Here is a 12,171-nt window from a genome sequence, read left to right as displayed (position 1 = left end):
GGACCGTTGCAGGGGTGGGCCCCGGCGCTGTGTGCCGCCGTCCAGGACACGGGCCCCGCACGGGCGCCCGTGTCGGCGCGCGACGCAGCGGACGCGCACGCCACGGACGTACGGGAAATGGTCGCGCGAGCAATCGGCGTACGAGCCATGGACGTACGAGCCATGGACGTACGAGCCATGGACGTACGAGCACGGCACGGGCGCGTCATGGGGGTGCGGGTTCAAGGGGCCACCCATGCGTAGCGGTGTTCCGGGCGCCCCGTGTCGCCGTACTTGAGCGACAGGCGCAATCGTCCCGCCTGTTCCAGGTGCCGCAGATAGCGCTGGGCGGTGGATCGGCTGAGGCCGGTCTCGGCGGCCACCTCGTGGGCCGACAGCGGGTGACTCGCGTGGTGCAACACATCGCAGATCAGGTCCGTCGTCGGCTCCGAGTGGCCGCTGGGCAGGCCGGGGGAGGAGGGCGCGGGCCCGGTGCGCAGGGCGCCGAAGATCCGGTCGACCTGCTCCTGGCCCGCCGCGCCGCGGCCGCCGACCCGGTCGACGGTGCGGCGCAGGGCGGCGTAGGAGTCGAGGCGGGTGCGAAGGGCCGTGAAGGTGAACGGCTTGACCAGGTAGTGCAGCGCGCCCAGACGCATCGCGGCCTGCACGGTGGCCACATCGCTGGCCGCGGTGATCATGATGACGTCGGTGCCGTGACCGTGTTCGCGCATCCGGTGGACGAGTTCGAGGCCGGTCCGGTCCGGCAGATAGTGGTCGAGCAGCACCAGGTCGACGGGCGCTCGTTCGACGGCGGCCAGCGCCTGGGCGGCACTGTGCGCGCGGGCGGCCACCCGGAAACCGGGAACCTTCCCCACGTACCTCGCGTTGATCTCGGCGACGCGGAAATCGTCGTCCACGACCAGGACGTCAATCATCGGGCCTCTTTCCCTCAAGGCCTGGGCGAACGTTGCGCCCGTGTTTCGGCTCCGCTGTTGTAGCGCGAGCAAAACGAGCACAACAGACTCTTGCGAGCAGAAGAATGCCTTGCGCCCAGAAGACTGATGCTGTGGCCCGCGCCACATCTACGGTCCCGGGCCATGAGCACAGACACCAGCCCCGCCATCGAGCTGCGGGGCGCGAGCAAGATCTTCAAGACCCCGTCGGGGGGTTTGCACACAGCCGTCAGGGAGCTTGACCTGACCATCGGCCGGGGTGAGTTCGTGGCCGTCGTCGGACCCACCGGTTGCGGGAAGTCCACCACGCTGACCCTGGTCAGCGGTCTCGAGGAGCCCACCGAGGGCGAGGTCCTCGTCGCCGGGGAGCCGGTCGCCGGCGTCGGCGACAAGGTCGGCTTCGTCTTCCAGCAGGACGCCACTTTCCCCTGGCGTACGGTCCTGTCCAACGTGATGGCCGGGCCCCGCTTCCGCGGCGTGCCCAAGGCGGAGGCGAGGATCCGGGCCCGGGAATGGCTCGCCCGGGTCGGGCTCACGGCCTTCGAGGACCGCTATCCGCACCAGCTCTCCGGCGGTCAGCGCAAGCGCGTCGCCCTCGCCGCGACCTTCGTCAACGACCCCGAGATCCTGCTGATGGACGAGCCCTTCTCGGCGCTCGACGTGCAGACGCGGGCCCTGATGTCCGACGAACTGCTCGAACTGTGGGAGGGCACGGGCGCCTCGGTCGTCTTCGTCACCCACGACCTGGAGGAGTCCATCGCGCTCGCCGACAAGGTCGTCGTGATGACCGCGGGCCCCGCCACCGTGAAGCAGGTCTTCGACATCGATCTGCCGCGCCCACGCAAGGTCGAATCGGTACGCCTGGAGCCGCGGTTCATCGAGATCTACCGCGAGATCTGGGAATCCCTCGGCGAAGAGGTCCGCATCACCCGCGAGAGGGGTGCCGCTCATGTCGCCTGAGGTTCTCGACACCCCGGTCGTCGACACGGCCAAGATTCCTGGCCGGGCGCACACCCGCGCCCGTGCCGCCCGCAAGCGCAAGATCGTGGTGGGCGCGGCCCGGGTGCTGCTCCTGGTCGCCGTGCTCGGTCTGTGGGAGGTGCTCTCGCGGGCCAAGGCCATCGACCCGTTCAACTTCTCCATGCCCTCGAAGATCTGGGAACAGATCCACACCTGGGTGATGCACGGGACCGCACTCGGTTCCTTGGGTGAGCAGATCTGGTACACGCTTCACGAGGCGCTGCTCGGCTGGGTCATCGGTGTGGTCGCCGGCGTCATCTTCGGCATCGCGCTGGGGCGGATCGCCTTGCTCGCCGACGTCCTTGGTCCATACATCAAGGTGCTCAACTCCATACCAAGGATCGTCCTTGCACCCATCTTCGTGATCTGGTTCGGGCTCGGACCTGCCTCCAAGGTCGCCTCGGCCGTGGTGCTCGTCTTCTTCCCGGTGTTCTTCAACGCCTTCCAGGGCGCCCGGGAGGTCGACCGCAACCTGGTGGCCAACGCCCGGATCCTCGGCGCGAGCGATCGCAGGGTGACCCTTCAGGTCGTCATCCCGTCCGCCACCTCGTGGATCTTCACGAGCCTGCATGTCAGCTTCGGCTTCGCGCTCATCGGCGCGATCGTCGGCGAGTACATCGGCGCCACCAAGGGCATCGGCCTGCTCGTCGCACAGTCGCAGGGCACCTTCAACGCGGCCGGTGTGTACGCCGCGATGGTCATCCTCGCCGTCGTCGCCCTGCTCGCCGAAGGACTGCTGACCTTCGCCGAACGCCGGATCTTCCGCTGGAAGCCGTCGGATTCCGACCGCTGATCCCTCCCGTGCGCATGCGCGAAATCCCTCCCTACGCAGGCAATGAAACCGCGAGCACGCAGGCGTGAAGCAGCCGCAAGCACGCAGGCGTGGAGCCGCAAGCACACGCAGGCGTGACGCCGCGAGCACGCACGCACGAACCCGCCCCCACGCAGCCATGACGCGGTCGTACCCGCGGACGAACCCGCTCCCGCGCGCTCACGGCCCCGCCGTACGAACGCACTTGCTCCTTCCTCCACTCACAAGGACGTGAACCACCATGCGCAAGACCGCCAGATACTCCGCGCTGGCAGCCGCCGGTCTGCTCGCTCTCACCTCGCTCACCGCCTGCGCCAATGACGCGGCGAGCACGACGGCCGACTCCGGCAGCGGCGGGGGCGGTGGCAAGGGGGAGCACGTCAAGATCATGGTCGGTGGCCTGGACAAGGTCATCTACCTGCCGGCGATGCTCACGCAGCGGCTCGGCTACTTCCAGGACGAGGGCCTGGATGTCGAACTCCTCAGCGAGCCCGCGGGTGTCCAGGCCGAGACGGCTCTTGTGTCGGGGCAGGTGCAGGGCGCCGTCGGCTTCTACGACCACACGCTCGACCTGCAGACCAAGGGCAAGGCCGTCGAGTCCGTCGTGCAGTTCTCGCACGCCCCGGGTGAGGTCGAGATCGTCTCGAACAAGCGGGCGGGCGACATCACTTCACCCAAGGACTTCAAGGGCAGGAAGCTCGGCGTCACCGGCCTCGGCTCGTCGACCGACTTCCTCACGAAGTACCTCGCGGTCAAGAACGGTGTGCGGGTCAGCGAGTTCACGCCGGTCGCCGTCGGTGCCGGACCGACCTTCATCTCGGCCCTCCAGCAAGGCGCCATCGACGGCGGCATGACGACGGACCCCACCGTCGCCACGGTCCTTGAGAAGAAGCTCGGCAAGGTGCTCATCGACATGCGGACGCCCAAGGGCTCGCAGGAGGCGCTCGGCGGGCCTTACCCCTCGTCCAGCCTCTACATGCAGACGGACTGGGTCAACGGTCACAAGGAGACGGTCCAGAAGCTGGCGAACGCCTTCGTGAAGACCCTTGTGTGGATGTCCACCCACAGCGCCGCCGACATCGCCGCCAAGATGCCCGCCGACTACTCCCAGGGCGACAAGACGCTGTACGCCGGGGCGATCAAGAGCACGCTGCCGATGTTCACCGACGACGGCGTGATGCCTGAGAACGGTCCCGAGACCGTCGAGAAGGTCCTCAAGGCGTTCAACCCCAACATCAAGAACGCCGAGGTCGACCTGAGCAGGACGTACACCACGGAGTTCGTCAAGAAGGCCGCCGGCTGACCCTGCCCAGCGACCACGCGCTGAGCGCCCCGGCGTGTGTACGACTGTTCCGTCGCGCGTACGACTGTCCTCCCCCGGCAGTCGTACGCGCGACCTGTGCGACCGCCGCCCCGCCCGGTCGGCCTGTCCTCAGGCGCGGGTCGCCCAGACGTAGCGATGCTCCGGGCGGCCCGCGTCGCCGTATTTGAGGGTCAGTCTGGCCCTCCCGGTGCGCTCCAGGAGCTTCAGATAGCGCTGCGCGGTCTGCCGGCTCAGTCCGGTCTCCTCCGCGATCTCCTGGGCCGACAGCGGGCCTTCAGCACCGAGCAGGGCGCGCCTGACGAGATCGGCGGTCGGCGGGGAGTGGCCCTTGGGCAGATTGGGCTCGGCGCTCGCCGAGAGGGCCCCGAAGATCCGGTCCACCTCGGACTGTTCGGCCTCCCCGCCGCCGTCGAGGGTGCGTCGAAGATCCGCGTACGCCTCCAGCTTGGCGCGCAGCCCGGCGAACGCGAACGGCTTGACCAGGTACTGGAGCGCGCCCTGCCGCAGCGCCGCCTGGACGGTCGAGACGTCACGGGCCGCGGTCACCATGATCACGTCGGTCTGGTGGCCTCGGCGGCGCATCTCCTGGACGACCGCGAGACCCGTCTCGTCCGGCAGGTAGTGGTCCATGAGGACCAGGTCCAGTTTCGGCAGGGCCTCCATCAGGCGCAGCGCCTCGGCGGCGCTGTGCGCCTCGCCCACGGCGTGGAAGCCCGGCACCTTCTCGACGTAGGCGGCGTTGACGCGAGCGACCCGTGCGTCGTCGTCCACGACCAGGACCTCGATCATCGCGACTCCTCCTCGGCGTTGCTGGCGTTCTTGGCGTGCTCGCTGTTCCTGGCGTCCTCGCCGTTCCTGGTGTCTCCGGTGGCGACGAGGCCGGCGTCGGGGGCCTCCGGAGACGGGAGCCGTCGTACGACTCCTGGTCCCTGAGCAGGGACGGGGGCGAGCCCGTCGACCGACACGAGCCCGTTCCGCGCCGCGCCCCCGTCCTCCGGTGCGAGCGCAGGGTCCGTCAGCGCCTCCGGCAGGACGACCGTGAACTCCGCGCCTCCGCCGTCCGCGTCGGCCACCTCGGCGCTCCCGCCCTGCCGCTCGGCGAGTCGCCGTACCAAGGAGAGGCCGATTCCGCGCTTGCCGTGTGCCGGGGGCTTCTTGGTGCTCCAGCCGTCCGTGAAGATCAGCTCCCGCCGCTCCTGCGGGATGCCGGGCCCGGTGTCCCGTACCCGCAGGACGGCGGTGCGGCCCTCGGAACGCAATTCGACCTCCACGCGCGCGTGGGGCGTCCCCGCGACGGCGTCCAGGGCGTTGTCGACGAGGTTCCCGACGACCGTGACGAGCCCGCGCGGGTCGATCAACCGATCCGGCAGCAGCGTCCCGTCCGAGATCCACAGCGCCACGCCACGCTCGGCCGCCACGGTCGCCTTGCCGACCAGCAGGGCGGCGAGCAGCGGATCGTGGATCTTCTCGGTGACCTGCTCCGCGGTGACCCTGTGGTCGCCGACCACCTCTCCGACGAACTCCACGGCGTCGTCGTACATCTCCAGTTCGAGAAGCCCCAGGAGCGTGTGCATGCGATTGGCGTGCTCATGGTCCTGCGCGCGCAAGGCGTCGATCAGGCCCCGCGTGGAGTCGAGCTCCCGGCCGAGCTGCTCCAGTTCGGTCCGGTCGCGCAGTGTGGCGACGGCGCCACCGTCCTCGGTGGGCATCCGGTTGGCGACCAGGACGCGCTGGCCGCGGACGGTGAGCAGGTCCGTGCCGGTGACGCGCCCGGCCAGCACATCGGTCGTCCGGCCGGGGCCCAGCGCGTCGTCGAGGGGCCGCCCGATGGCCTCGGCGCCGACCCCCAGCAGCCGCTGCGCCTCGTCGTTCAGAAGGCGTACGCGACCGCCGCGGTCCAGTGCGACCACGCCCTCCCGGATGCCGTGCAGCATCGCCTCCCGCTCCTCCAGCAACGCCGAGATATCGGAGAAGGCCAGGTCACGGGTCTGCCGCTGGACCCTGCGGGAGATCAGGTAGGCGGCCAGCGCGCCTACGGCCATGGCCCCGCCCGCGTACGCGAACAGCCCCGGGATCGCGCCGATCAACCGGGCCCGGACGCTGTCGTACTCGATGCCCACCGAGACCGCGCCGATGATCCTGTGGTCGGCGTCGCGCAGCGGCACCTTGCCCCGTGCGGAGCGGCCCAGCGTTCCGGTGTCGATCTCCATGACGTCCCTGCCTGCCAGGGCCAGGCGAGGACTCGTCGAGACCGGACCGCCGATCGCCGCGGGGTCCGGGTGCGACCAGCGGATGCCGCGCATGTCCATCACGACGACGTAATCGGCCCCGCTCGCCTTCCGTATCCGCTCGGCCTCGACCTGCACGGGGCCGGTCGTGGAGGGGGAGGTCCTCCGGAGGTCCACGGCGATCTGCGGCTGCGCGGCCGTGGTCTGCGCGATCGCGAGGGCACGCCGCATGGCCTGGTCGTCCAGCTGCGCGCTCAGCGGGGCCAGGAACAGCCCGGTGGCGAGCACGGCGACTCCCGCCGCGATCGCGATCTGCATCAGCAGCACCTGCGAGAACACCCGCCGCGGCAGACCGAGGCGCAGTCGTCGTGCGGGCGGAGTGGGGCTCATGCCCAAGACGGTACGGGGGCGTGCGCGCTCCCCCGAAGGGAGTGTGGCGTGGATCTCCTGATCAAGGGGCGAGGCGGTCGGACGAATGGCCGGACGAGTGCCGGACCGGGCCGTGGGGCAGCCAGGGCGTCGCCGATCGGGCGGAGGGAGCCGGCGGGGGTCCGGTTCGGGAGGGGCGGGGGACCGGGGGTCCTCAGCAGGCCACAGGGACAGCCGTCTTCTCCAGCTGCCGTACGGCCACCACGTCCATCCGAGCGGGTGAACCCAGTGCCGAGCCGCAGCTCTCCGGGCGGGGCGGCAGCGAGGCGCCCCGCGCGACGATGACACGCCACAGACGGCCGTCGGCATGGGCGACGGTCACCTCCCAGCGAGGCGCGGTGCCGTCCGTGCGGACCACCGTCAGGACGTCGGCGGCGTGCTCCCCCGAAGCCGTCCGTACGGCCAGCTCGGCCGCCTGGCCGGGGCGTTCCCAGGCGGAGTTCCCTCGGCAGCCCTCGGTGACGACAAGGCCCTCCCGGACGCCCTGGAGGATCTCCTTGACGGCGTGGGCCTCGGCGCGGCCGTACGCGTACCCGTACGGCAGGACGAGCACCGTGGGCGAGAAGCGATGACCGCCCAGATGGGTGACCTCCCAAGCGCCCCTCACGCCGGAGGCGGCCAGTTCCGCCGCCAGGGGGCGTCCGAGCAGGGCGCAGCAGCGGTCGCGCTTGCCGTTGGTGCAGACGAGGGCGAGCGGATCGTCCATGTGGGGCCGCCCCTGGAGAACCTCGTCGAAGGAGCGTGGATCACCCGTGCCGAGCGCGGTGAAGTCGAGATCGAGCGCCTGCTCGGGATCACGTGTCATGGCGGAGTGCAGCCATACGTTTCCCGGAGTGGTGTGGGCCGCGTACACATGCCTCTCGGCGGGCGCACCGCAGTCGGCGTGGCGCCCGGGTCGGCGGATGAGCGCGATCCGTACGCCGGTGCCCTGGGCGGCCGCTTCGAGGGCACGGCCGACCGTGGGATCCAGGTGGCTCGAAGTGAGCGCCTGGGCACCCCAGGGTCCGGGCTGCTCGATCAGCAGCCATGTCCTCGCGGTGGCCGCGGTCCCCGCCAGGGGCTCGTCGAGGTGCCGCGACGCGGTCGTGCACATACTCACAGAGGTGAGCCTAACCTGACTTCGTCCAGGGCGACTTCCCGCCGTGTATCCGGGGGCGCCTCAGGGGTGGTCCGGGCGCGCGGCAAAGCGTGGGGAAGTGGGGTATGGCAGGGCTTAGGGGAGTGCGCGCGGGGGGAGCGCGCCGGGCGCCCTGTCCCGGCCCGCCCCGCGCGCTGTCCGAGTACGGCGTCTAGCGGGGAAGCGGCTGCGGCGGACGCTCGCCCACGTAGTGCCCGCTCGGTCGCATCCGCAAGGGGCGCTCCCCGTACTCCTCCAGGGTGTGGGCGATCCAGCCCGCGGTCCGCGCGACAGCGAAGATCGTCTCTCCCGCGGAGGCCGGCATGCCCGAGGAGACGGTGAAGGCGGCCAGGGCGAGGTCGACGTTGGCGTGCAGGGGCGCGTGACGGGCCGTGGTCGTCACCACGTCCTGGGCCGCCGCCAGAGCGGGCGCGGCACCGGGCACCTCCTCCAGGAGAGCGAACAGGGCACGCGCGCGTGGATCTTCGCCGGGGTAGAGCCGATGGCCGAGTCCGGGAACACGGCGTCCGGCGCGCAGCTCGTCGGCGACCACAGGAGCGGCGGTGCCCTGGTCCAGCACGTCGAGCAGCAGGCGGTGCGCGAGCCCGCTGGCCGCCCCGTGGAGGGGTCCTTCGAGGACGCCGAGGCCCGCCGACACGGCCGCGTACGCGTGGGCGCGGGCCGACGCGGCGACCCGCACCGCCAGCGTCGAGGCGGCCAGATCATGGTCCACGAGCAGCCCGAGTGCCGTGTCCAGCACGCGCAGTGACGCGTCGTCGGCCGGGCGCCCGGTGAGCCGTGCCCACAGGCGATGAGCCAGCGGGCCCTCGTCGCGGTGGTCGTGGCGTACGGGGGGAAGCGCGGCGACGAGGGTGGGGATCAGGGTGCGCCCGGTGCCGAGCACGGCGCTCTCGGAGAGGTCGAAGCGCAGGGGGTCGGCCGCCGCGGCGGCGATCGCCGCGACGCGCAGCCTGTCGGTCGGGCCGCTGTGCTCGGGCAGCGCGTCGACACTGCGCCGGGCGACGGCCACGGACGCCTCCGGGGCCGTGAACGTGACACCGGGGCGCAGCTCGCCGGTCCACAGCCATTCGGCGATCTCCTCGTAGGAGTACCGAGCGGCCAGTTCCGTCGCGTCGATGCCCCGGAAGTAGTACCGGTCCTTGTCGATCAGGGTGATGCGGGTACGGACGGACAGCTCGCCGCTGCCGCTCGAACTGCCGCCGCCCTCACGCCTGTTGCGCCGCGCGAGCGCCTCCACCTCCTTGGTGTCGAACGTGCTCCCGCGCCCTCCCGTTTCCCGCCGGCTGCTGAGCTGACCGCGGCTCACATACGCGTACACGGTCTCCGGCTTCACGCCGAGCAGTTCGGCGGTCTCCTTGGTGCTGAGCCGTCGGCCCTCGTGCGCTGGCGTTGCCGCCTCTCGATCCCTCATGAGCGCCACCGTATCTGTGGATCATTATATTGATTGGATCAATATTGACAGCTACATAGTCAAGCATGGACAGTCGAATCAAGTCCAGGGAGGAAACATGCCGATCAACCGGGCCGCGTCCACCTCTGTCGACGTACCGCGAGGACTCGCGGGCGTCGTCGTCACCGACACCGAACTGGGTGACGTCAGAGGGCTGGAGGGCTTTTACCACTACCGCCAGTACTCGGCCGTCGACCTCGCGCAGACCCGCGGCTTCGAGGACGTCTGGTATCTGCTGGCCCACGGTGAGCTGCCCGACAAGACTCGCCGTGCCGCCTTCGTCGCGCGGACGGCGGGGCTGCGCGGGCTGCCGGACGAGGTGCGCGCCGCTCTGCCCGCGATCGCGGCGGCGACCCGGCTGTCGGGACCGCTCGCCGGGCTGCGCACCGCGTTGTCGCTGCTCGGAGCCTCGCTGAGGTTCCGACCGGTGTACGACATCGACGCCGAGCGGCGTCGCGACGACGGCCTCGCGGCGACGGCGGCCGTACCGACGCTGCTCACCGCGCTGTACCGGCTCGGGCAGGGGCTGGAGCCGGTGGAGCCGCGCGAGGACCTGGGGTACGCCGCCAACTACCTGTACATGTTGACGGGTTCGGAGCCGGACGCTGCCCGTGCTCGTGCGGTTGAGCAATATCTCATCTCAACCATTGACCATGGATTCAATGCATCAACGTTCACTGCGCGGGTGATCGCGTCGACCGGCGCGGATGTGGCGGCCTGCCTCGTGGGCGCGGTCGGGGCCCTCTCCGGCCCTCTCCACGGCGGTGCTCCCAGTCGTGCCCTGGACACGCTCGACGCGATCGGGACCCCCGACCGTATCGATCCCTGGATCCGCGAACGCGTCCGCGCCGGCGAACGCATCATGGGCTTCGGACACCCCGTCTACCGCACGGAGGATCCGCGTTCGCGCATGCTGCGCGGCATAGCCCAGGGGTTCGGCGGCCCGCTCGTCGACTTCGCCGTCGAAGTGGAACGACAGGTGGAGGCGGTCCTGGCCGAACTCAAGCCGGGCCGCGAGTTGCACACCAATGTGGAGTTCTACGCCGGTGTGGTCATGGAACTCTGCGGGCTGCCCCGCGAGATGTTCACGCCCACCTTCGCCGCCGCCCGGGTGGTCGGCTGGAGCGCCAACATCCTGGAACAGGCGGAGGACTCGAAAATCATCCGCCCGGCGGCCCGGTATGTGGGACCTGTTCCGCCGGTTGCGGTGCCGACGGTGAGCTGACGCCATTCGATGGTGGACGTACCCGTGCCTCGGTTGTCGCCGTGCGGGAAAGCCTGCGTGCCGCCACGAGTGAATCCTGGGTGTGCAGCCACATCTGAAAGGCCCGGCGTCGTGGTGATGCCGGGCCTCTGTGTCGTGAGTCGATAGGAATCTCCAGGAGAGATTCAAGGGATTCTCAGGTTGATAAGGGGAGGAAATTGCCCGTCTTCAGTCGTGCGATCAGGCCTTCGCCACTCCGCAGGCAAGCCCTGTTCGTTGTCAGACGTCCGGGATGTCTTTCTTGGCGCGCAAGAGCGTCTCGCGCGTGATGACCACGATCCGCTCGTAGTCGGCCCGTGCGGCGTCGGGCGGGAGCTCGGGATCGAGCTCCTGAGTGGCCTCGCGCCCGATGACGGCGAAGCTGCCGTCACTGAGCTCGAAGATGTCGGGGCAGGACTGTCCGGAAACGCTGCCGCGTTCGCGTGGAGTAGCCCCGACACGTCGCACGATCTTCACGGAGTGGTACCAACCTTTTGGCTCGGGATCGCGGTAAAGGGTGTCGTCCCGAGCGGCGGTTCCCTCGGAGTGACGGACTCCGAGCCGAGATGATCGTCGGAGGCACAGGTCTCCGAGCGCAGGGGTGTTTCGGTCGGAGTGCTCAGAGGTCTGAGCAGCGCCAATTTAGCGGGTTCTGTTGCCAGTGGTGCGCAAAGCCACAATCAGCAGTCGAGTGAATCTCGCCAGCTTTGCTTGACCAAAGGTGGTATTGCGGTGGTAAGCGCTCATCGAAGGCGCTGATGGCGCACGGGGGCGTGTGCGGGCGCGTGGGGGTCGGGCCTCCGCGTGCGGGTGCAGCAGCCGGCGTGAGGCGTCACGGTCATCCTTCGTCCGGCTCCCCCACCACCCACCACTCATCGGCGTCGGCATCCGTCTGATCCTGGATCAGGGTGTCCATCATCCGGCCCAGTTGGGCCTCATCGGAAGAATCGGGCAGGCTCTGGCGGTGATGTTCGGTCGCCACCCAGTACTCCCGGAAAATCCGGTTCTGGCAAATGATGCGCAAGTGGCCGTGGAGTTCCGCGCGCGTCAGCGCCCCGATCCGATGGAAGTACAGGGCATTGACGTAAAGGGCGTTCGCGAAGAGGTACTGGCGCTGCTTCTCGGGGTCGATCTCGGTCTCGTACGTGTTGAGGACGGCAGCAAGGGTGGGATCGTCCATGGCCTTGCACAGCAGGTCGAAATGGAGGCGGTGCTGCTCGGTGAGCACGGCGCGTCGGCGCTGCCGCGAGCGTCGGTCCGTCACGGCATGTGCCGCGACGCCGAGCCCGGCCCGGGCGACCGAGCCGAGCCTCCGTATCGCGGAATTCTGTGTGGCCATGTCAACCCCCGAATCAGGCGACCGTCCGCCGGTCGTCGGTTGTGGGCGACAGGGAGCGGACCGGCGAGCGGTGGGCGGCGCGCTTGCCGCCCCCCAGTGTTGCCGAGCGGCTCTGATCGGCAGGGAGGCGGAGAGGAGGCGCACGGAGGGATGTGCGGGTCGCGTTCACCGGCGCCATGTCCAACGTGTGCCCCGCGAGCGCCGCTAACAATCGTTCACTTCGGGGCGTTTCCTCCCACTCGTATGCTTGGTCGGCA

12 protein-coding genes are annotated in these 12,171 nt (G+C 69.8%); 5 read left to right on the top strand and 7 right to left on the bottom strand.

Annotation, left to right across the window (positions count from 1 at the left end):
* Positions 1–6 precede the first annotated feature (6 nt).
* Positions 7–243 (top strand): hypothetical protein, encoded by a 237-nt coding sequence (locus tag OOK38_RS04130; protein ID WP_266763430.1) that lies wholly within the window; start codon positions 7–9, stop codon positions 241–243.
* Here OOK38_RS04130 and OOK38_RS04125 read toward each other — a convergent pair.
* Positions 222–914 (bottom strand): response regulator, encoded by a 693-nt coding sequence (locus OOK38_RS04125; protein WP_266763431.1) that lies wholly within the window; start codon positions 912–914, stop codon positions 222–224. The genes OOK38_RS04130 and OOK38_RS04125 overlap by 22 nt on opposite strands.
* A gap of 162 nt (positions 915–1,076) precedes the next feature.
* Between OOK38_RS04125 and OOK38_RS04120 the strand changes: the two genes are divergently transcribed.
* The 3 genes from OOK38_RS04120 to OOK38_RS04110 all read left to right on the top strand — a co-directional run bounded on the left by OOK38_RS04120 (position 1,077) and on the right by OOK38_RS04110 (position 4,066).
* A complete protein-coding gene (locus OOK38_RS04120; protein WP_266763432.1) occupies positions 1,077–1,892 on the top strand; it encodes an ABC transporter ATP-binding protein in 816 nt (271 codons plus the stop codon).
* The gene (locus OOK38_RS04115; RefSeq protein ID WP_266763433.1) at positions 1,882–2,745 is read left to right on the top strand and encodes an ABC transporter permease; all 864 of its coding nucleotides are present in this window, start codon (positions 1,882–1,884) and stop codon (positions 2,743–2,745) included. Before OOK38_RS04120 ends, OOK38_RS04115 begins: the two co-directional genes overlap by 11 nt.
* Before the next feature lie 259 nt (positions 2,746–3,004).
* Positions 3,005–4,066, top strand: a complete 1,062-nt coding sequence (locus OOK38_RS04110; RefSeq protein ID WP_266763434.1) for an ABC transporter substrate-binding protein — start codon at positions 3,005–3,007, stop codon at positions 4,064–4,066.
* Positions 4,067–4,195: 129 nt separating this feature from the next.
* Here the strand turns inward: OOK38_RS04110 and OOK38_RS04105 are convergent, their stop codons facing one another.
* The 4 genes from OOK38_RS04105 to OOK38_RS04090 form a co-directional block, all read right to left on the bottom strand.
* Positions 4,196–4,876 carry a response regulator gene (locus tag OOK38_RS04105; protein ID WP_266763435.1) on the bottom strand — a complete coding sequence of 227 codons (681 nt, stop codon included), beginning with the start codon at positions 4,874–4,876 and terminating at the stop codon, positions 4,196–4,198.
* Positions 4,873–6,705 (bottom strand): sensor histidine kinase, encoded by a 1,833-nt coding sequence (locus tag OOK38_RS04100; protein WP_266763436.1) that lies wholly within the window; start codon positions 6,703–6,705, stop codon positions 4,873–4,875. The genes OOK38_RS04105 and OOK38_RS04100 overlap by 4 nt, the downstream gene beginning before the upstream one ends.
* A 193-nt stretch (positions 6,706–6,898) precedes the next feature.
* Positions 6,899–7,843 carry a sucrase ferredoxin gene (locus OOK38_RS04095; protein WP_266763437.1) on the bottom strand — a complete coding sequence of 315 codons (945 nt, stop codon included), beginning with the start codon at positions 7,841–7,843 and terminating at the stop codon, positions 6,899–6,901.
* A 190-nt stretch (positions 7,844–8,033) separates the two neighbouring features.
* Entirely contained in the window at positions 8,034–9,293 is a 1,260-nt protein-coding gene (locus OOK38_RS04090) for a citrate synthase (RefSeq protein WP_266848123.1), read from the bottom strand.
* A gap of 97 nt (positions 9,294–9,390) precedes the next feature.
* Between OOK38_RS04090 and OOK38_RS04085 the strand changes: the two genes are divergently transcribed.
* Positions 9,391–10,557, top strand: a complete 1,167-nt coding sequence (locus OOK38_RS04085; RefSeq protein WP_266849310.1) for a citrate synthase/methylcitrate synthase — start codon at positions 9,391–9,393, stop codon at positions 10,555–10,557.
* Positions 10,558–10,815: 258 nt separating this feature from the next.
* On the opposite strand, the gene OOK38_RS04080 is transcribed toward OOK38_RS04085, so the two are convergent.
* Positions 10,816–11,052, bottom strand: coding sequence for a hypothetical protein (locus OOK38_RS04080; RefSeq protein WP_266848122.1), 237 nt, complete (start codon positions 11,050–11,052; stop codon positions 10,816–10,818).
* A 361-nt stretch (positions 11,053–11,413) separates the two neighbouring features.
* Positions 11,414–11,914, bottom strand: coding sequence for a DUF6082 family protein (locus OOK38_RS04075; protein ID WP_266848120.1), 501 nt, complete (start codon positions 11,912–11,914; stop codon positions 11,414–11,416).
* Positions 11,915–12,171 lie beyond the last annotated feature (257 nt).

The sequence above is a fragment of the Streptomyces sp. NBC_00568 genome (assembly GCF_026341855.1).
GTDB lineage: Bacteria > Actinomycetota > Actinomycetes > Streptomycetales > Streptomycetaceae > Streptomyces.
This window is presented reverse-complemented; position numbering and strand designations above follow the sequence as displayed.